The sequence below is a fragment of the Spinactinospora alkalitolerans genome, from assembly GCF_013408795.1.
GTDB lineage: Bacteria > Actinomycetota > Actinomycetes > Streptosporangiales > Streptosporangiaceae > Spinactinospora > Spinactinospora alkalitolerans.
In genome coordinates this window covers 796,535-816,541 of record NZ_JACCCC010000001.1, presented here as the reverse complement: position 1 = coordinate 816,541, position 20,007 = coordinate 796,535, and the positions used below count along the sequence as shown (strand labels likewise).

Below are 20,007 nucleotides of genomic sequence, written 5' to 3'. Positions count from 1 at the left end.
ATCGAGTGCCGCCGCTTCGCCGCGCCCGCGGAGTGAGGGACCCTCGTCTCCCGACTCCGGAGGTTTTCCATGCTGATGACACGCCCCCAGGCGTGGCGCGCCGGCGCGCTCGCCGTGGCCGCCGCCACCGTCATGACCGGCTGCGGCACCGCGACCGGGACCGAAGAGGCCGACTCATCGGCCGGCGGCGGCAGCGGCGCCTACCCCGTCACCGTCGAGCACGCCTTCGGCTCCACCGAGATCACCGAGCGGCCGGAGCGCATCGTCACCGTGGGCTGGTCCGACGAGGGCACCCTGCTGGCCCTGGACGTCGTGCCCGTGGGCATCGCGGAGTCGACCTTCGGCGCCGGCGAGGACGGGCTGCTGCCGTGGGACCGGGAGAGGCTGGAGGAGCTCGGCGGCGAGACGCCGGCCCTGATCAGCAACGACGACGGCATCCCGGTCGAGCAGGTCGCCAACCTGGCGCCGGACCTGATCCTCGGCGTGCAGTCGGGCCTGGAGGAGGGCCAGTACGAGGACCTCTCCCAGGTCGCCCCGACGATCCCCTACCTCGACAAGCCGTGGCAGACCGAGTGGCAGGAGCAGACCCTCGCGATCGGCAGGGCGCTGGGCCGGGAGGACGAGGCGCAGGGGCTGGTGGACGACACCGACGCCTACATCGACGGCGTCGCCGAGGAGCACCCGGAGTTCGCGGGCAAGTCGTTCGTGTTCGGCACCGTCACCCCCGACGGGCAGCTCGCCTTCTACATCGCCGGGGAGCCGCGGGCGGAGGTGATGAAGCAGCTCGGCTTCGAGCCCGCCGCCATCACCGACGAGCTCGACGTGGCCGACGGCCAGTTCTACGGCACGACCAGCATGGAGAACGCCGACCAGGTCGACGCCGACGTGATGGTCATGTGGTTCAACACCGAGCAGGACCGCCGGGACGCCGAGGACAATCCGGTCTTTTCGAAGATTCCCGCGGTCCAGAACGGCGGCTACGTCGCCTTCGACGACCCCGCCGTGGCGATGGCGATGTCGGCGGTGAGCCCGCTGAGCCTGCCGTGGGCGGTGGACAAGTTCGCCCCCGAGCTGGCCGAGGCCGCCGCGGGCGAGGCATAGCCGGACGCGCCGCCCCGCCCGGCCCCCGGTCCGGCGCCGCCTCAGCCGCGGGCGCCGGGCAGGGGGTCGCTCGCCTCCAGGTCCGTTCCCAGGTAGGGCCGGACGTGTTCGAGGAAGGGCAGGTCGCCCGGCAGCCAGTCGACGTCGGTCAGCGCGTCGGCGGTGAGCCAGCGCAGCGCCAGGTGCTCCAGCGGCGCGGGCTCCCCGTCGAGGAGGTCGGCGACCCACACCCGCAGAACGGCGGCGGAGCCGGGAGAATGCGGCGGCAGGACGACGTCGCCGCCGATCCGCTCCAGCAGGCGGACCCGCACCCCGAGCTCCTCGTGGCACTCGCGGACCAGGGCGACCTCATCGGTCTCGCCGGGATCGACCTTGCCGCCGGGCAGTTCCCAGCGTCCGCGCATCCGCTGCGGCTCCGCGCGCTGCGCGGCGAGGAGCGCTCCGTCGCGGACGATCGCCGCGCCGACGACAATCAGGGGTTCGGTCACAAGGCCCCACGCTACTCAACGGCCCCGACAGGCGGGCTCCCGAGACGGGCCCTCAGGCAGCGGCGCTCAGCGGGGCCGCCAGGCCGTTGAGGCGGCGGGCGGCGCCCTCGGGGTCGTCGGCCGGGTGGGTGACGGCCTGGCCGAGGTCGTCGGACCAGCGGAACGTCCCGTTGATGCACCACACGGTGAGCCCCGTACGGACCGACAGCGACGCCACCTGCGCGTTGCTCGCCGCGTAGAGCCTGCGCACGCCGGCCGCCGAGAGGTAGCTGTGCAGCATGCTGACGGCGTGAGCGGGCGAAGCCGGGGAGGAGCCGTTGATCCAGGAGAGGGTGCCCACGGACGTGTGCCTTTCCATGCGTGCTCGCGGGTGTCCGCAGCGGGACGCCCGCGACGACTACGGGAAGTGCGGCATGCAGGTGGGTTCCCGCTGCCAGCGTCCGTAATACCCGCGCGACACTCGGCCGTAAACACAATCTTTCCAGTTTGATTACTTCTTGATTACGACACCGGGGGTATCTACGTTGCTCCCCTGACGCTGCGGCCCCATCGCGGCCGTACCGCCCGACACCCCTGCACCGGTTTCGGGCACGCGCAAAAGCGGATCGAGGACCGTCCCGACGGGGGTGCCGCGGAGTGCGCCACCGCGGCGCCCCGTCCGGAACCGGCCCGCGCGGTGTGCGGTCACAGCCGATGGGCACTTCACGACACGGGTCATGGGCCCCCTGTCGAACATCGCTGCGGGGAGAGGTGCGGTCACATGTCGGCTTTGGGAGCTCTGTCGGGGGCCGCGCTGGAGAACGTGTGGCTGGACGTGCCGCGGCACCGCGTCACCATGGTGCTGCGCACGCGCGACCACGACACCGACGCGGTGACCGACCACACCCTGGTCCTGGAGGACGTCACCGACTTCAGCTTCTTCGACGAGACCGCCGAAGCGTGGCCGCACGCCCAGATCACCGACATCCAGGCCGAGCACGACCCCGATTCCATGCGCGTGGACTTCTCCTTCGGCGGCGCCGCCGCGGGGATCACCGTGACCTGCGGCAAGATCGTTCTGCGCCGGGTGCACCAGGGGAACTGAGAGCGGGCGCCGGGTGTCCGGGTCCGGCCCGGGCGGCGTCCCGTTGTCCGCCCGGCCGCTTCCGCGGCTGGAGTCGGATTCCCGCGAACGCCTCCCGCGGACAACCCGGTCGCCCTCTGCTACGACGTGGACGGCGGATTCTCCACGGAGTTCGCGGCCGCGTCTGATCCGGTGGACCGGACGGGCCGCGGGCGCCGGCCTCTTTCGCCGGCGCCCGCGGGGCTGACGCTCCTCGGGGGGAGTGGTAAGAGCGTCAGCGTCATGGGCGATCCGCACAACCGCGCGGAGGATCGGCGCGGTCATCGGGGGGCGGCGCGGTGGCGGACTCCGGGCGGGGCGCCTCGATGCGCACACGCTCCCGGCTTCGTCCGATCCCCCGGCTCAGCACCGGTTTCGGCTTCATGAGGTGAGCCTAAATCGCCGTTGCCGCCCTGCGGGCGAAAACCCGGAAATTCAGGGACCCGGGCGGCGGGCGCGTGATCGCGCTTTGACTGCCGCGTTCGCGGGCCGGGGTGGGATTTCAGGGCTCGGACCTGCTGTGCCGCCGACGCTACGCGCACTGCGACAGCCGGCCTCCTGCGCGAACCCGATCGTCAAACACCGGTGACATGCGGAGGGCCGGGCGACCGTTGTAAAAACCATTCTGCACATGGGAGGGGAGTGCGCAGAACAGCCCCCGATAACCAACGGCCACCCGACCCGGCAGCCCGGCCCGGGAGAGGGTCGAGCGGGCTGCACTAGCGGCAACGCGCATAGGGATGGACTGCAACGCGACCGCAGAACCAACGTTAGGCCCTGACCCAAGAAAACCAACCGGTCAGGTTGCACGAAGAACCGGCGACTTGGCGTGCACGCAGCACAAAGGCGGCCCCAGAATCGCCGCTTATGTCGCAATTTTAGTTCATCCTGAAACTATCTTCCCATGATCCCGACGGTCAAGATCACAGCCTCGCAACAACACAAACGGGCATTCCAATCACGGAAGCTTTTTCTCAGGAAAGCGTTCTCCACCGCCCTTGCGTTCCGTCCGAGAACGAGGAGAGCGGCCGCCGACAGGCCTCCCGCCACCGGCCCGCTCCCGGGCATCAGCCGGCCGCGATCGCCGAGTACGTCCACACGTCGGCCGGGATCTCGTGGCGGAGCCGCCAGACGATCCCCATGGGATTGCCGCCTTCGTGCTCGACGTACTCGGCCGGCCCCAGCAGCATCCACGGCTGCGCGGTGCCGATGTCGGCGGTCTTGTAGCGGCGCACGAACAGCAGGACACGGGTCCCCATCTCCCGGTGGTTCCGGTAGCGCATACCGGTGGGCGAGGACTCCGACGTCTGATTCTGCGACTCCCAGTGGAACAGGGTCTCGTTCATCGCGTAGTCCTTGTAGCGCGTCTGCGGGGAGAAGTCCTTCTCGTCCTTCTCCAGGGTGACGAGCAGCGCGTCGGTCTGGACGCTCTCGCACCACTTGACGCCTTCGCGGAAGTGCCCCGGCACCGACCCGCCCAATTCACTCTGCCCGAGAGCGGGCAGGATCTCCTCGCGGCTGTAGGAGGCGTGCACGGCCAGCGGGACGGCGTGGCTCCCGTCCAGCAGCGGGACGGTCACGTGCTCGGCGTGCTCCAGGCCGTGGGCGAGCACCTGGCGCAACTCGTCGCGCACGGCGGGGTGGGCTCTGAGCGACCCAAGGCCCTCCTGGTAGGTGGCGAAACCGCCGCCCAGGGGCCACAGCGAGAAGAACAGCATCCGGGCGAACGCACGGTCGTGTGCGTCCAGCTCCTCGTAGGCGGGGGCGTCGTCCTCCAGCAACCGGGTGTAGGCGGCCACCCGGAGCGGATCGTCCGCGTGCAGGAAGGCCGGCACCCGCCTGAGCAGTGGCTCCTCACCCTCGGGGGCCGGACCGGACAGCAGCCCCGCGCGCCGCAGCAGCTCGGTCCAGGACCGCCGTCCCGAGCGGTAGACGTCGGCGATGTCCCGGCCGCTCTCGGCCAGGTAGGAGCCGAGCCGGGGCTCGGCGTGGGAGCGCACCTCCTTGGCCAACCGGGTGACCGTGACGCCGAGCCGGCTCCTGATGTTGGCCAGGACGGTGTCCTTGGCCTTGGGTTCGAGGATGATCTGGCAGCCCGAAGGCAGCCGCGGGAAGTCCTGCTCGATGCCGTCGAGCAGGCGCCTGCGGCTGAGGTCGGTGAGCGCCCGGAACTGGTTCTCGAACCGGAACTCCTTGTTGTGCTGGCCGATGAAGTCGAGGACGGTCAGCACCGCCTTGTCCGCGGTGCGCCGCAGGCCCCGGCCGAGCTGCTGGAGGAAGACGGTGGCGCTGGAGGTCGGCCGGAGTAGCAGCAGGGTGTCCACATCGGGGATGTCGAGCCCCTCGTTGAACAGGTCGACCGAGAAGACCACCTGGACGGTGCCCTTGCGGAGTCCGGTGAGGACGGACCGGCGCTCCTCCGGGGTGCTCCTGCCCGAGAGCGCCTTGGCGTTGAGCCCGGCCCGCCGGAAGAAGTCCGCCATGAACTCGGCGTGCTGGACCGACACGCAGAACCCGAGCGCGCGCATGGCCCCCGGGTCGGCGATCTTGTCCCGGACGGCGCGCACCACCAGCCGGGCGCGGGCGTCGTTGCCGGTGAGCAGGTTGCTCAGCTCGTCGATGTCGTAGCCGCCGCGCTTCCAGGCCACCGCGCTCATGTCGGTGTTGTCGGTGACGCCGAAGTAGTGGAACGGGCTCAGCAGGTCGTTGTCCAGGGCCTCCCAGAGGCGCATCTCCGCTGCGATGCGCCCGCCGAAGAACTCCTCTTGGACGTTGAACCCGTCCGTGCGCTCGGGGGTGGCGGTGAGCGCCAGCAGCTCCCGCGGCCGGACGTGGTCGATGATCGCCCGGTAGCTCTTGGCCATCGCGTGGTGGAACTCGTCGATCACGACCACGTCGAAGCGGTCGGGCGCGAAGGTCCAGGGACGCCGGGCGTTCAGGGCCTGGATGCCGGCGAACACGTGCTCCCACGCGCGGGGTCTCTCGCCGCCGATGAGGAGTTCGCCGAAGTTCGCGTCGCCGAGGACGTCCTGGTAGGTGCGCCGGGCCTGCTCCAGGATCTCCTTGCGGTGTGCGACGAACAGCAGCCTGAGGTCGCGGCCGTGACGCTGGCGCAGCCGCTTGTAGTCCAGGGCGGCCATGACGGTCTTGCCGGTCCCGGTCGCGGCGACCAGGAGGTTGCGGTGCCGGTCGTGGACCCGGCGCTCGACCTCCAGGCGTTCGAGCATGTCCCTCTGATGCGGGTACGGGTGGACCTCCAGCCCGGACAGCCTGATGGCGGGGGCGGCGCCGCCCCCGCCGCCCGCTGCGGCCAGGGCCTCGTCGAGCCGTCGGGCGTCACGGGCCGGGTCGTAGTCCTCGAAGGAGCGCTCGCTCCAGTAGGAGTCGAAGGTGGCCTCGAACTTCTTCAGCACCGCCGGTGTGGCCACCGAGGAGAGCCGGACGTTCCACTCCAGGCCGTCCAGGAGCGCGGCCTTCGACAGGTTCGAGCTCCCGACGTAGGCGGTGTCGTATCCGCTGTCGCGCCGGAACAGCCACGCCTTGGCGTGCAGCCGGGTGGAGCGGGTCTCGTAGTTGACCTTGACCTCGGCCCCGAACTCCTCGACCAGCCTGTCCAGGGCGCGGCGTTCGGTGGCCCCGATGTAGGTGGTGGTGATGACCCGGATGGGCACGCCGCGCGTGTGGGCGGCCTTGAGCGCCCGTTCCAGCCAGCGCAGCCCGTGCCATTTGACGAAGGCGCACAGCAGGTCGACCCGGTCGGCGGTGGCCAGCTCCTGGCGCAGCTCCGAGCCCAGGTTCGGGTCTTCGGGGGAGTTGGTGATCAGCGCGGCCTCGGACAGCGGGGTCGCCGGGCGCCGGGCGTAGGCCTCGGCGTCGTCGCCGTCGGTGAGGGCGAGGAGCTGCCTGGGCCCCTCCGCCACGCGTTCGAGGAGGTCCTTGGCCCCGTCGAGGGTCGAGAGGGCCTCGAGGATCCGGTTGGCGACCACCACCTGGTCGTCCAGGCTCAGGGCTTCGAGCGCGCGCTCCACCCGGTCCGCGACGTACCGGGCCAGGACGTGCGGGGAGGATTCCGCGCCCACCTCCCGGCGCACGACCCGCCAGCCTTGGGCCTCCAACTCGTCGATGCGCTCTTCGAGCCGGTCGGTCAGCAGCTTCTCGTAGAGTCCGGCGACCGGACGGAGGCTGGGCGTGGAGTGGGGCATGAGCGCATCCTTCACCGTCGTGTTTTTCGATGCGTTTCTAGCACCGGCGACCGACAGGCCCGACGGGGGCGGTTCACAGGCCGAGCGGACCCGACGGCGCGGGGACTGGGACGCCTGCGGCGTGCGGGGCAACACGCCGGGCCCGGCTTGGCAGCCGTGCCGGTGGCCGCGGAGGGCCGACCGGATGAGTGGATGAGCGGATCAGCGCGCGGAGCCGCCGGGCGGCTCGGAGTCGCCGAGGATCAGGACGTTGCGGATCCGGCGGGCGACATCGGGCGTCTGCTCGACGGGAAGGAGCCTGGTGACCTCGGGCTCGGCCACCTCGTTCTTGAAGCGCTCCCCCGGCCACAGCAGCCACCACCACGGGTGAGCGGTGACCGCGTCCACCCGCAGGATCGCCCGCTGGAAGTCACCACTGCGGTGCCCCGACGCGGTGAAGTCCCCCGTAAGGTGCGCGTCCACCACCGAGATCGAGGCGTCCACGCTGACGTGCAGCCCACGGGCTTCAAGCTCCTTGGCCAGGACGAACAACGGATTGAGAGGAGAGAACCCGGCGGAGAGCCGGGACAACGGGACAGAGGACATGGGAGCACCGCCTTGAGGTAAGGGTCAATCGCCCTTAGTGATCGACCTCTCACCAAAGAGACTAAAATCTTGGTGACCAACTTTCAAGTGACCTACAAAAATAGAGCCGGTTCCCTGTCACCCACCTACTCGGTCCTGTACGCCGGAACGGTTCTAAAGTTGGATCCACCAGAAGGAGGAAGGAAGCCCGTGGAGGAGCCCCGACGCAGCCCTACCGTCCGGAGAAGGCGACTGAGCGCGGAGCTCAAGCGCCGCCGTGAGGCTGCCGGTTACACGGTCCAAGCGGTCGCTGCGGCCACGAGTCTGAGCCGGGGCAAGGTCACCTATATCGAGACCAACAGGTGGACCCGTCCGACCAGCGACGACGTGACCGAACTACTCGACCTCTACAAGACCGGCCCTGAAGAGAAGGCCGCCCTCCTTGACCTCGTCCGCGACGCCCGGCAGCGAGGGTGGTGGGCGAAGTACTCCGATGTCCTCGGCTCCGGTACCTACACCGGGTTGGAAGCTGAGGCTTCGCGCCTGCGCTCCTACGACTGCCTGCTGATCCCCGGACTTCTGCAGACTCCCGACTACGCCGAAGCCATCATGCGGGTCGGGCTTATCAAGGATGAAGAAGAGATCCAGCGCCGGTTGGAAGCACGAAGAGCCCGCCAGGCAGTCCTGAACCGCGATGACGCACCGGTGATCGAGGCCGTGATAGACGAAGCGGCGCTGCACAGGCTGGTCGGCGGAGCCTCCGTAATGAGAGACCAGCTACTACGGCTCATCGAGGCGAACAAGCAGCCGAGCATCGATGTACGGATCCTGCCCAACTCCAGTGGTGCCCACCAGGCGATGACCGGACAGTTCGTGATCATCGACTTCCCCGAGGAAGAGGACACCCCGGCCGTTTTCATCGAGAGCGCACACAATGGCCTCTTCCTGGAGGAGTCGGAAGAAATCGAGAGTTATAGCCTCATCTACGACAGCGCACGCTCGGCAGCTCTTGACGTTGAGAAATCAAACGCGCTGATGACCGAGCTCATCGATCGGCTACTGGAGTGAGGTTTGCGCCGATGACCGAACCCATTACTTGGAGAAAGAGCAGCTACAGTCTGCCCGAGGGTCAGAACTGCGTGGAGATCGCCGACCTCTGGCGCAAGAGCAGCTACAGCAGCGCCAAGGGCGAGAACTGCGTGGAGATCGCCGACCTCCCCGCCCCCTCCACCGGGGTTCGCGACTCGAAGCACCCCGGCCTCGGGCACCTCGCCTTCGGCCGGGGTGAGTGGGCCGCCTTCCTCGCCGGGGTCAAGCGCGGCGCGTCCGCGCACTGAGGTCTGCAGGGGGTCAGGCGGGTCCGACGGGCGGCTCGGGCCTGCTGTGCGGCCTTGTTCGCTCCCGGGCGGCGGGCGGTCTTCACCGAAGAGCGGCAGCGACGGCGGCAGGGCCCGGGGCGGCGAAAACCTACTCCCGCCCCGTCTCCTCCGTCGCCGATCTTGCTTCTGGCGTCATGTTCGGGCCCAACATGGCGCCAGGAGTAAGATCGCCGCAGAAGAAGCGGGGCCTGTCCAGGGGGGTTGGCTGTCGCAGTGCGCGCAGCGCCGACGGCACAGGAGACCTCGCCTTCCACACCCTCCCGCACCTCCCGGCAGCAGCAGCCGTGCCCGGACGAGTGCGGGCCCGCTCGTGCCGCCATCACTACGCGACCGCGACAGCCCACCCCCTGAACCCACCGCACTCGGCATAGAAGCGTCACTTCCAAAACCCCGGCGAACCGAGCCCGTCTTCGGCGATCTTGATCTTATGGACCCTTGAAACGCTGCAATAACGCCCACAAGGCCGAGATCGGCGATGGAACCACCGCAGAACGGACACCTGCGCGCCCGCCCGGACCCGCCGCCGCCCTTGGCGCCGCCTTTCCCTCCAGGCCGCCCGCCACCCGGCAGACCACGGGGCCGCACAGCAGACCGTTGCCGATGTCCGCTTCCGGACACCGGTGGACCGCCGCTCGGCGCAGCCTCCGCCAAACCCCGTGCGAATCCCGTACGAGTGGTGGTACGCCGAGGATCTCGGGGCAGACGATCCGGGAGCGGAACGGCGCGTACACGGACCTTTACCCATACACTGCACGGACTCTTAAGGGCCGCACGAGGAGACTGGACACATGCCCAAGAAGAACCTCACCGCCAACCGGGCCTCTCTGGCGCACCGGATCAACTACGCGCTGCGGAACCCCGGCCGGGTGCCGAAGTACATGATCCGGGCCGGTAGGGACACGTGGCTGCGCCTGCGCAGTCCCGATCACGTCTCCTACTACCGCGCGGTGATGAAGTCCGACACGGCGGCCAACCCGGAGGCCGCGGTCGGCAGCAAATCCCACGATCGCTGGCTCGCGCTCGGCGCGATGCAGTTCGACTACCTGAAGTCGCACGGGCTGACCCCCGACGCCCGCATGCTGGAGATCGGCTGCGGCAACCTGCGGGCCGGCTGGCGGTTCATCGAGTACCTCGACACCGGCAACTACTACGGCATCGACATCTCCCCCGACATCCTGATGGCCGCCCAGGAGACCATCGTCCGGCACGACCTGCGCGACAAGCTGCCGACGCTGACCCCGGTGCGCGACCTGAAGTTCAGGTTCCTCCCGGACGCGCACTTCACGGTGGTGCACGCGCACAGCGTCTTCTCGCACTCGCCGCTGACGGTGATCGACGAATGCTTCGCCCACGTCGGCCGGATCCTCGCCCCGGGCGGCTGGTTCGACTTCACCTTCGACCGCACCGAGGGCGAGGAGCACCACGTCCTGCGGGAGGACTTCTACTACCGGACCGAGACGCTGATCCGGCTCGCCGAGAAGCATGGCCTGGCCGCCCGGTTCATGGACGACTGGGAGAAGCTGCCGCACGGCCAGTCCAAGATCCGCGTCACCCACGGAAGCACGGCGGAGTAGCGCCTCCGCTAGGGGGACGCCAGGCGGTGCCGCAGGCCCGTGTGGCGGTGGCCCGACGAGGCGTTGCGGACGGCCTGGGCCAGCGCCTTGCGGGAGCCGACCAGGACGACCAGCTTCTTGGCGCGGGTGATGGCGGTGTAGAGCAGGTTGCGCTGCAGCATCATCCACGCGCTGGTGGTGACGGGGATGACCGCGCACGGGTACTCGCTGCCTTGGGAGCGGTGCACGGTCACGGCGTAGGCGTGCGCGAGCTCGTCCAGCTCGGCGAACTCGTAGCCGATCTCCTCGTCCTCGTCGGTGCGGACGGTCAGCTCCTGCTCCTCGGGATCGAGCCCGGTGATCACGCCGACGGTCCCGTTGAAGACGCCGTTGGCGCCCTTGTCGTAGTTGTTGCGGATCTGGGTGACCTTGTCGCCGACCCGGAAGATCCTGCCGCCGAAGCGGCGCTCGGGCGTCCCCTCCCCGGCCGGGGTCAGCGCGGCCTGCAACCGGACGTTGAGGTTGCCGGCCCCGGCGGGGCCGCGGTGCATGGGGGTCAGCACCTGGACGTCGCGGCGCGGGTCCATGCCGAACTTGCGCGGGATGCGGTTGGCGACGACGTCCACGGTCAGCTCCGCGGTGACCTCGGTGTCGTCGCAGGGGAACAGGAAGAAGTCGGTCATCCCGTCCAGCAGCGGGGGCTTGCCGGAGTTGACGCGGTGCGCGTTGGTGACGACGCCGGACTGCTGGGCCTGGCGGAAGACGTGGGTGAGCCGCACGCTGGGGATCGGCGAGTCCTCGGCGAGCAGGTCGCGCAGGACCTGCCCGGCGCCCACCGAGGGAAGCTGGTCGACGTCGCCGACCAGCAGCAGGTGCGCGCCCGGCGGCACCGCCTTGGCCAGCTTGTTGGCCAGCAGCAGGTCCAGCATCGACGCCTCGTCCACCACCAGCAGGTCGCAGTCGAGCGGACGGTCCTTGTCGTAGGCCGCGTCCCCGCCGGGCTTGAGCTCCAGGAGCCGGTGCACGGTGCGCGCCTCGTGGCCGGTGAGTTCGGTCAGCCGCTTGGCGGCGCGGCCGGTGGGCGCGGCCAGGACGATCTTGGCCTTCTTGGCGGCGGCCAGCGTGATGATCGATGCGACGGTGAAGGACTTGCCGCAGCCCGGCCCGCCGGTCAGGACCGCGACCTTGCTGGTCAGGGCGAGCTTCACCGCCTCCTCCTGCTCGGCGGCCAGCTCGGTGCCGGTGCGCGACTTCAGCCAGCCCAGCGCGACGTCCCAGTCGACGTCGGCGAAGGCCGCCATGCGGTCGGTCGGGTGGTTCAGCAGCGTGCGCGACTGGTTGGCCAGGGAGATCTCGGCGCGGTGGAACGGCACCAGGTAGACGGCCGTCACGGCCTCGCCGTCGCTATCGGGAACCTTGTCGGAGACCACGCCCTCCTCGGCGACGAGTTCGGCGAGGCACTCGATCACCAGGCTGGAGTCGACCTGCAGGATCTTCACCGCCTCGGCGATGAGCCGATCCTCGGGCAGATAGCAGTGACCGTCGCCCGTGGACTCCGACAGCGTGAACTGGATGCCGGCCTTGACCCGCTGCGGGCTGTCGTGCGGGATGCCGACGGCGCGGGCGATGGTGTCGGCGGTCTTGAAGCCGATCCCCCACACGTCCGTGGCCAGCCGGTAGGGCTCGTTGCGCACCACGCCGATGGAGGCGTCGCCGTACTTCTTGTAGATGCGCACCGCCAGGGACGTGGACACCTCGATCCCCTGCAGGAAGACCATCACCTCCTTGATGGCCTTCTGCTCCTCCCACGCCTCGGCGATGAGCTTCGTGCGCTTGGGGCCGAGCTTGGGGACCTCGATCAGCCGTTCGGGCGTCTGCTCGATGACGTCGAGGGCCTCGACGCCGAAGTGGCCGACGATGTGCTCGGCTATCCGCGGCCCGATGCCCTTGACCAGCCCGGACCCGAGGTAGCGCCGGATTCCCTGCACGGTGGCCGGGAGGACGGTGGTGTAGTTCTCGACCTGGAACTGCCTGCCGTACTGCGGGTGCGAACCCCACCGGCCCTCCATACGCAGGGACTCCCCCGGCTGCGCGCCCAGCAGCGAGCCGACGACGGTGACCAGGTCGCCGCCGCGTCCGGGATCGACCCGGGCCACGGTGTAGCCGGTCTCCTCGTTGGCGTAGGTGATGCGTTCGAGGACCGCCTCGAGCACCGCCGTCCGGAACGGTTGACCACCGGCCACGGGTTCCTCCCTCCCAGGTCGCCTGTCAGCGTAGGCCACGGCGCGGACAGCGTATGGGGAGCGTTCGCGCGGGCGCCCGGCGCCCGCGCTCAGGCGCCGCCGATGGTGATGTCGGGCCGCTCCCCGCCGGTCGACCTCAGCACGGATTCCGGACCGTACTCACCCTCCGGAAGCCCCCGCATGTCCAATTCGGCGGTGCGGTCGACCTCGCCCGCCGACATGAACACCAGCAGCGTCGCGCGGTCGGAGAACACATCGATGCTCACTTGGGCTCCGACCTTCCTGGAGGTCCTCTCCGCCGTCGTCGGACCGAGCACGACGTGCATCGTGTCCCAGTCTCCGGGGAACAGCTCGTCGGCCGGACGCTCGCCTCCGTCGCGCTGGAACGCTTCGAGCTCAGCGGTGAGCCGGTCGTCGCGTTCGTGCGGCGGTCCGGTGAGGCCGCACCCGGCCACCACCCCGAGCAAGGCGGCGGTGGCGATCGTCGCCGCCCGCGCCCGTGCCGTCCTGCGGACGATCGTGACGTGCATTCCACAGACCTCATTTGCCGTCGGCGGCGTTCGGCTCGGAGTCGATGATGCCAGAGGGACCGCCCCAGAGGGTCCGAGCGAGCCGCGGCTCACGCGCCGGGGCGCGCCGCCTTGCACGCGCGCCGCAGAGCCCGCCGAAGGCGTCGCCCTTCGGAGGTCAGCGGTCCGGCTCGTGCGGCCGACGCGAACATCACCGCCGACAGGGCGGCCCCGACCGCTTTCGGAGAGCGATGCGGCGTGCTCAGGTCCCGGGTCGGCCGCAGCACTTCTTGTACTTGCGGCCGGTGCCGCACCAGCACAGGCCGTTGCGTTCGGGCGGCCAGGCGACGGTGTTGCCGGCGTCGACGTTCTGCCGGGCGTGGGCGGCCCGGGTGTCGGCGTCCACGGGATCGAGGCCGCCGTCCTCGGCGAAGGCCAGCAGACCGCCGACCGTGGCCGGGTGCACCCGCAGCCGGCACGCCTCGGCCTCCTTGGACCGCGACCGCCAATAGCGCTCCACCCTGCGGCAGTAGGCGTCGGCACCGCTGTCGGCGCCCCCGATGCCGTCGGCGTGGACGAGTCCGCCCGCGATCGCGCGCTGGACATCGGCGCGGACGAAGGCCGCGAACAGGTAGATCGGGTCCTCGCGGCGACGGGCCTGGCCGGTCTCCTCCTGGAATCGGTCGAAGAGTTCGGCGAACTCCTCGCGTTTGCGGACCACGGCGCGGTCGAGCTCGTCCTCGGGCATGCCCAGCGCCCGGCGGATCCGGACCCGCCCGTTGTACTCCGGGGAGGCGATCAGTGTGCCGGCGTCGAACCCGCCGAACTCGGTCGCGTCGACCACCCCGATGGCGACTTCGAACCAGACCAGTGCCTCCTTGAACCGTCCTTGGCTCTCCAGAAGCTCCCCGGTCATATAGGCGGGGCCGGGCATGGGATTGCTCCTGCGCAGGATCTCCAACTCGGTGTCGGACTCGGCGCGGCGTCCCTCCTCGTACAGCAGTCCGGCCTTCGAGCGCCGAGCGAACTGCGAATCCTCACCGAGGTCCTCGGCGATCAGCTGGTCGTAGATGGCGTATGCGCGGTCGGGTTCGCCTGCCTGCTCCCATTGATCGGCGGCGTCGAGCAGCGCCTCGCCCCGTTCTTCGGGATACTCCTCGGCTTCCAATGCGTACCGCTCGGCGAGCTGACGCGCATTCTCGATGGCCTGCTTCGAACGCTTCGGCTGAGATCCGCTCACCCAATCCACGCTAGCCGCAGACCTACCGCCCCGGCAGGAATTTCCCGTCATCAGGAAGAAGAAGACCGGAACCGGGGGAATGAGCAGTGCACATTCCTGCCCCCTGCAAGTCTGAAGCGACTTCAGCGCCCTCAGCGAGCGTTCCCGCACCAATGGGCGTCCGCGCCGTTTTCGCATCCGTGTCCCGCGTCGCACCGAAAAGGCCGGTACCTGCCGAACCGTCTGAATGCGTCCATGAAGACCGTCCGGTCGACGTGGGATGACCGACCACTCCACCGAACCACGCATTCGATGGACCCGTGTCCGGAATCGGCCACAGAGAGCTTTCATTCCCCCACACACCGGAGTGATCGTGGTGAGTCCCCCTGTTCTGCAGCAAAAGAGGAGGATTCCCCACGAGGAAGAAACCGCCGATCGGCATCAAGACCACCCGATTCCTGCTGTTCATATTCGCCGGATTTCCGTTCTTCGCATCCGCCGCGATCGAAGACATCGCGGCGGACGAGGAGGTACCGGCCACCACCTTCGAAACCGGCCAGACCGGCCTGCGTGAGGCCCCCGCCCCATCGACAGCACGGCAGAGGTGGTTGAATGGGCAACCTGACTCGAGAAGGGGCGGTCAGGATCGTCCGACAAATACAAGAGCGAGAGGGAGCGAGGAGGAGATTGGCCACCTCGTCGAAAAGCAGATGGAAGACGTCAGCACGGACTCGCGGCCAAACTGGTCTACAGAATCGGACAAGATCACAAGGCTGTAGTATTCGGAAGAAACACGGTTTTCGACGTCAACAAACTAAAAAGCGGGATGTAAGTCGGCGGAAGCACCTCTGACACCTTCCGCTGACATCGGTCAGCCAAGACTCGGATGGCACCCGGCTCCGGGAGGCTTCGGGCAGTGCGTTGAGTGAGGCCTTTGGCTTCACCGAGTGCCTGATTTCCGTGTGCGTCCCGTGCTTGGTCAGGCCGGTCGCGACTCCTTTGGGTAGCCGACCACGCCGACGGGGATTCGGGCGTCGACGGCCTCGATGAACTCCGCCTGCCACGCCGTTTCGGAGCCCCCGTAGAGTTCGATGAGCTGAACGCCCTCGTCGGCCGGCTCGGCGGCGAGCCGCGCCGCCTCGGCGGGCTCGGGCACGGCGACGATCGTCGTCCGGCCGCCACCGCCCTCCTGCACGATCCGGTCGACCTCCGGGTCGGTCCCGGCCTCCTCGTAGATGATCGCCGTGTTGCCGGCCACCTCATCGGCTCCTTCCGTGCTCTGCCGGGTGGTACGCAGTGGCGCACACCCGACCAGCATGCAACCTAAACCAAGGTTGAGGTCAACTGGAGCTCCATGGGCAAAACGGGGAATCTCTTGGGGGACGGTTGTCAGAGGAGCCTGGCAGTATGCACGGCATCGCAGTGCCGGGCGGCGCGGCCGCGGCGAAGGCGGCGGCTCCGGTGCGGATCCGGAGAGGGAGGAGCGCGGGATGGATGTCAAGGAGAGCCTGAGCGGACTCGTCGGCGACTGGACCGGCACGAACAGACTGCGCATGATGCCCGGCGACGCCTACGGCGAGTCGGCGGCGAGCGCGACGGTCTCGTTCGGAGCCAAGGGGAGCCTCGCCACCATCGCCTACACCTGGGCCTACCAGGGTGGGCCGCACGAAGGCCTGCTGGTGATCGGCAACGGCGGGAAACCGGACGAGCTCGTCGCGGTCTGGGCTGACTCCTGGCATCAGGGCCCCCAGTGGATGGAGTGCCGCGGCGCCATCGGCGCGGACGGCGTGCTCAACGTCCGGGGCTCCTACGCCGAGGACGCGGGCTGGCGGATCCGCGTCGACCCCAACGACCCGGCGCACCTGCGCCTGGCCATGGACAACATCATGCCCGGCGCCGACTACCAGGTCGTCGAGGCGATCTACTCCCGGCCGGAGTGAGCGGCCGGCGCCCGGCCGGTTCGCGGGGCCGGCCGCGTTCGCCGGGGCGCCGCGCGCTCCGGCGAACGCGGCCGGCCGTCCTCTCAGTGCTCCTGCTGGTGCAGGTGCCGGTCGATGGCTCGGGTGAGCTGTTCGATGGTGGGGTGGGCGTAGATGAGGGCCGCGGACAGCCCGGCCAGGTCGGGGTGGGCCAGCCGCAGCCGGGAGCGCATCTCGATGAGGGAGACCGAGGTGACGCCGAGGTTGGCCATCTCCTCGTCGAGGGGCAGCGTGCCCGGGTCGGTGCGGGTGATGTCGGCGCAGATGTCGCGGACGGCGAGCTGGATCGCGTGCCGCCGCTCTCGTGGGGTGGTGGCCGTCTCCAGCCGGGTGGCCAGTCCGGCCGGTTCGGCGCCGGGTTTGGCCGCGCCCTCGCGGTCCCAGCGGGTGGCCGGCAGGTCGACCGGCGGCAGCCCCGCGGGGGCGGTGCCGGTCGGGGTGCGGCCGCGGGTGGACAGGGTGGCCGCCGCGACGAGCAGGCCGGTGTGCTCGTCGTCCTCGGGTGCGGCGGGGACGACGTCACCGGGCAGGTCGTGCTCGGTGAGGGTGTCGCCGATGGCGTGACCCAGCACCCCGCGCGGGGCGATCTCGACGAACACGCTGGGCCGGGCGGCGGCCAGCGCCCGGACCGTCTCGTGCAGGCGGACCGGCGAGCGGAGCTGGCCGGTCCAGTAGTCGGCGCCCAGGGTGTGGCCGGGCGTGTGGGCGGCGGTGACCGTGGAGGCGAAATCCACGGGGGTGTCGGCCGGGGTGAGGCCGGACAGGGCCTCGCTCAGGCGTGGCAGCAGGGGGTGCAGGTGCGGACTGTGCGCGGGCACGCCGTCGGCCACGGAGCGCGCCCACACCCCGGCCCGGTCGAGGTCGGCGTGCAGTCGGGCGAGTTCTGCGTGGGTGCCGGAGATGACGGTGGTGCGCGGCCCGTTGAGCGTGGCCACCGCCAGCGCGCCGGAGTAGGGCGCGATCGCCTCGTGGGCCTGGTCGGCGGTGAGCTCGGTGGCCAGCAGCCCGCCGATGGCGCTGGTTTCGGCGAGCAGCGCGCTGCGGGCGCACAGGACCTGGACGGCGTCGTCCAGGCTGAGCGCGCCGGCGACGTGGGCGGCGGCGACCTCGCCGAGGCTGTGGCCCACGACGGCGTCGGGGGTGACGCCCCAGGACCGCCACACCGCGGCGAGCCCCACCTGCATGGTGAAGATCGCGTGCTGGATCGCGGCAAATCCGATCATCGGATCACCCGGGGCCCAGGGCTGGTGGCCGAGCCTGCCGGCAAGGGCCGAGCGGACCTCGGCCACCGCCTCGGCGAAGACCGGCATGGTGGCGTGCAGCCGCTCCCCCATGCCCGCCCACTGCCCGCCGTGCCCGGAGAAGGCGAACACGACGCGAGGCGGCCGGATGGGTGCGACGTGCGGGCCGACCAGGGCCGGATGGGGGCGGCCCTCGGCCAGGGCGCCGAACGCGTCCACGGCCTCGGCCGGGTCGGCGGCCACGACCGCGGCCCGGTGGAGAGCGTGGTCGCGGCGGTGGGTCGCCGTCGCCGCGACCGCGGTGAGGTCGGTGCCCTCGGTGAGGGCACCCGCCCAGTCGGCCGCGGTGCCGCGCAGGCTGGCCCGCGAATGCGCCGATACCGGGATGAGCACCGGACCCTGCGCCTCGCGCCCTCCGGTGGACGGGGGAACCGGGTCGGCCCCCTCCAGGATGACGTGGGCGTTGGTGCCGCCGAACCCGAACGCGCTGACCCCGGCGAGGCGGGACCCGCCGCGCTCGGGCCATGGGGTGGGGGCGGTGGGCACGCTCAGCGCCAGCTTGGCCAGGCTCGGACGCATACGGGCATGGTTGATGGTCGGCGGGATCCGGCGGTGGTGCAGCGCCAGGGCGGTCTTGATGACGTTGACGATCCCGGCCGCGCCCTCTAGGTGGCCGATATTGGACTTGACCGAGCCGATCAGCAGGGGCCGTTCCGGATCGCGGTGGGCGCCCAGCACCGCGGCCAGGGCGCGGCCCTCGACGTTGTCGCCGGCCGCGGTGGCGGTGCCGTGGGTCTCGACGTAGTCGACCTCGCCCGGATCGATTCCGGACCGGTCGTAGACGTCGCGCAGCAGCGCCTCCTGGGCGTGCCGGTTGGGGGCGAACAGCCCGCGGGAGCGGCCGTCGGAATTGACCCCGCTGCCTGCGATGAGGGCGTAGACCCGATCGGCGTCGGCCCGGGCGTCGCCGTGGCGCTTCAGCACCGCCACGCCCACGCCTTCGCTGCGCACGTAGCCGTCGCCATCCGTGTCGAAGGGCCGGCACCGGCCGGTCGAGGCCAGCACGCCGCCGTCGTGGAAGGCGGCGGTGATGGACGGGTTGAGCAGGACGTTGCTCCCGGCCACGATCGCGGCGTCGATCTCGCCCGCCTCAAGGTCACGGCGGGCCTGGTGCAGCGCCACGAGGGAGGAGGAGCAGGCGGTGTCGAAGGTGATGCTGGGGCCGCGCAGGTCCAGGGCGTAGGAGATGCGGTTGGCCAGCACCGCCATCCCGGAACCGCCGGCGGTGAGCATGCTGCTGCGGCGTCCGGGGGCGAAACCGACCGTGGCCTGGTCGAAACTGGCCGCGCCGACGTAGACGCCGGCGCGCGTCCCTGCCAGAGCCGAACAGGGGATTCCGGCGTCCTGCAGCGTCTCGACCACGACTTCGAGCAAGATCCTCTGCTGGGGATCCATCTCAACGGCCTCACCGGTGCCGATGCCGAAGGCGTCGGCGTCGAAGGCCTCAATGTCGTCGAGGACACCGGCCGTCCACGGCTGCTCGGGCCGCTGCTCCTCGGCGAGGCGGTCCGCCATGGTCTTCCAGCGCACGTCCGGAATCTCGGTGATGGTGTCGCGCCTCTTCAGCAGGGCCCGCCAGAACTGACCGGGGCCGTGCAGGCCGCCGGGCAGGCGGGCGCCGATCCCCACGATCGCCGCCCGCCCGGCGGTATCCGGTCCGCTCATCGGCCGGTCACCTGCCACAGTCCCACCGACCCCCGTATGACGAATTTGACGTCGTCGAAGCGGGCCTCCAGCTCGGTCCGCAAGTCCAGCGCGGAGTCGTGCAGGTTGTGGAAAACTCCCTTGCTGTTGACGAGGCGAAGGCCCTGGCGGCCGAACCAGCTCATGGGCACATCTTTGGTCAAGACGGTGCTGCCGAAGAACCGGCCGCCAGGGGTCAGCACACGCGCGACGTGGTCGAACACCACGGCCTTTGCCGGAATGCCGTCACCCGGCAGGCAGTGCAGCATCATGCCGCACCCCACACTGTCCACCGAGTTCTCCGGAAGCGGGAGCGGGTCGAACACGTCACCCGTGTACGTGGTGGGCCGGTAGCGAGCGAGCCGCCGCGCGCTCACCTGCAGCGGCCCCTCGTGCAGGTCGAGCAGTGACAGTTCCGGGGACTCCGTGGGGAAGGCGACCCGGTTCAGGAAATACCCCGTGCCCGGCGCGAGCTCCAGATGCCTGGACCGGACGTTCTGGCCATAGAGATCGGCGATGATGGGCCAGCGGCAGCCCCACCACGCCCAGTAGGTGCCGTGCACGATTGCCAGGTCGTAGAGAGCGGCCATGTTCCGTTCACTCCACACCCGAGGCCTGGGTGTGGCGTGCAGTGTCGTGGACTTCTCATCAGGGGCAGGCGACTGGTGTCCGGACACGGGGGAA

General features: G+C 70.0%; 16 protein-coding genes. 6 read left to right on the top strand and 10 right to left on the bottom strand.

Annotated features, from left to right (window positions below; all coding sequences use genetic code 11):
• The first annotated feature begins 69 nt into the window (after nt 1–69).
• Nucleotides 70–1,101: an iron-siderophore ABC transporter substrate-binding protein gene (locus tag HDA32_RS03835; RefSeq protein WP_179641844.1), complete on the top strand. Its 1,032-nt coding sequence runs from the start codon at nt 70–72 to the stop codon at nt 1,099–1,101.
• Nucleotides 1,102–1,142: 41 nt separating this feature from the next.
• Here HDA32_RS03835 and HDA32_RS03830 read toward each other — a convergent pair whose 3' ends face one another.
• Together HDA32_RS03830 and HDA32_RS03825 are read right to left on the bottom strand one after the other, a co-directional pair.
• Nucleotides 1,143–1,589, bottom strand: coding sequence for a (deoxy)nucleoside triphosphate pyrophosphohydrolase (locus HDA32_RS03830; RefSeq protein ID WP_179641843.1), 447 nt, complete (start codon nt 1,587–1,589; stop codon nt 1,143–1,145).
• Between the two features lie 52 nt (nt 1,590–1,641).
• On the bottom strand, nt 1,642–1,929 hold the full coding sequence (locus tag HDA32_RS03825) for a hypothetical protein (protein WP_179641842.1): 288 nt from the start codon (nt 1,927–1,929) through the stop codon (nt 1,642–1,644).
• A 420-nt stretch (nt 1,930–2,349) separates the two neighbouring features.
• Here HDA32_RS03825 and HDA32_RS03820 point away from each other — a divergent pair, with 420 nt between their 5' ends.
• The gene (locus HDA32_RS03820) at nt 2,350–2,673 is read left to right on the top strand and encodes a hypothetical protein (protein WP_179641841.1); all 324 of its coding nucleotides are present in this window, start codon (nt 2,350–2,352) and stop codon (nt 2,671–2,673) included.
• A gap of 1,085 nt (nt 2,674–3,758) precedes the next feature.
• Here the strand turns inward: HDA32_RS03820 and HDA32_RS03815 are convergent.
• Both HDA32_RS03815 and HDA32_RS03810 read right to left on the bottom strand, forming a co-directional pair.
• The gene (locus HDA32_RS03815) at nt 3,759–6,893 is read right to left on the bottom strand and encodes a DEAD/DEAH box helicase (RefSeq protein ID WP_179641840.1); all 3,135 of its coding nucleotides are present in this window, start codon (nt 6,891–6,893) and stop codon (nt 3,759–3,761) included.
• Between the two features lie 201 nt (nt 6,894–7,094).
• Entirely contained in the window at nt 7,095–7,478 is a 384-nt protein-coding gene (locus HDA32_RS03810; RefSeq protein ID WP_179641839.1) for a hypothetical protein, read from the bottom strand.
• Between the two features lie 189 nt (nt 7,479–7,667).
• Between HDA32_RS03810 and HDA32_RS03805 the strand changes: the two genes are divergently transcribed.
• The 3 genes from HDA32_RS03805 to HDA32_RS03795 all read left to right on the top strand — a co-directional run bounded on the left by HDA32_RS03805 (nt 7,668) and on the right by HDA32_RS03795 (nt 10,410).
• Nucleotides 7,668–8,525, top strand: coding sequence for a helix-turn-helix domain-containing protein (locus HDA32_RS03805; RefSeq protein WP_179641838.1), 858 nt, complete (start codon nt 7,668–7,670; stop codon nt 8,523–8,525).
• An 11-nt stretch (nt 8,526–8,536) separates the two neighbouring features.
• Nucleotides 8,537–8,794, top strand: a complete 258-nt coding sequence (locus tag HDA32_RS03800; protein WP_179641837.1) for a DUF397 domain-containing protein — start codon at nt 8,537–8,539, stop codon at nt 8,792–8,794.
• A gap of 830 nt (nt 8,795–9,624) precedes the next feature.
• Nucleotides 9,625–10,410, top strand: coding sequence for a class I SAM-dependent methyltransferase (locus HDA32_RS03795; RefSeq protein WP_179641836.1), 786 nt, complete (start codon nt 9,625–9,627; stop codon nt 10,408–10,410).
• 8 nt (nt 10,411–10,418) lie between these two features.
• Here HDA32_RS03795 and recD2 read toward each other — a convergent pair whose 3' ends face one another.
• The 4 genes from recD2 to HDA32_RS03775 form a co-directional block, all read right to left on the bottom strand.
• Nucleotides 10,419–12,632 carry an SF1B family DNA helicase RecD2 gene (gene recD2 / locus HDA32_RS03790; RefSeq protein WP_179641835.1) on the bottom strand — a complete coding sequence of 738 codons (2,214 nt, stop codon included), beginning with the start codon at nt 12,630–12,632 and terminating at the stop codon, nt 10,419–10,421.
• 89 nt (nt 12,633–12,721) lie between these two features.
• Nucleotides 12,722–13,162 carry a hypothetical protein gene (locus HDA32_RS03785; protein WP_179641834.1) on the bottom strand — a complete coding sequence of 147 codons (441 nt, stop codon included), beginning with the start codon at nt 13,160–13,162 and terminating at the stop codon, nt 12,722–12,724.
• Nucleotides 13,163–13,403: 241 nt separating this feature from the next.
• Complete coding sequence (locus HDA32_RS31695; protein ID WP_179641833.1) at nt 13,404–14,381, bottom strand: SEC-C metal-binding domain-containing protein; 978 nt, start codon at nt 14,379–14,381, stop codon at nt 13,404–13,406.
• Between the two features lie 958 nt (nt 14,382–15,339).
• Nucleotides 15,340–15,618 carry a DUF6506 family protein gene (locus tag HDA32_RS03775; protein ID WP_179641832.1) on the bottom strand — a complete coding sequence of 93 codons (279 nt, stop codon included), beginning with the start codon at nt 15,616–15,618 and terminating at the stop codon, nt 15,340–15,342.
• A 232-nt stretch (nt 15,619–15,850) separates the two neighbouring features.
• Between HDA32_RS03775 and HDA32_RS03770 the strand changes: the two genes are divergently transcribed.
• Complete coding sequence (locus tag HDA32_RS03770) at nt 15,851–16,300, top strand: DUF1579 family protein (RefSeq protein WP_179641831.1); 450 nt, start codon at nt 15,851–15,853, stop codon at nt 16,298–16,300.
• Nucleotides 16,301–16,383: 83 nt separating this feature from the next.
• On the opposite strand, the gene HDA32_RS03765 is transcribed toward HDA32_RS03770, so the two are convergent.
• Together HDA32_RS03765 and HDA32_RS03760 are read right to left on the bottom strand one after the other, a co-directional pair.
• The gene (locus HDA32_RS03765; protein WP_179641830.1) at nt 16,384–19,305 is read right to left on the bottom strand and encodes a type I polyketide synthase; all 2,922 of its coding nucleotides are present in this window, start codon (nt 19,303–19,305) and stop codon (nt 16,384–16,386) included.
• Entirely contained in the window at nt 19,302–19,913 is a 612-nt protein-coding gene (locus HDA32_RS03760; protein ID WP_179641829.1) for a class I SAM-dependent methyltransferase, read from the bottom strand. Before HDA32_RS03760 ends, HDA32_RS03765 begins: the two co-directional genes overlap by 4 nt.
• Between the last annotated feature and the right edge of the window lie 94 nt (nt 19,914–20,007).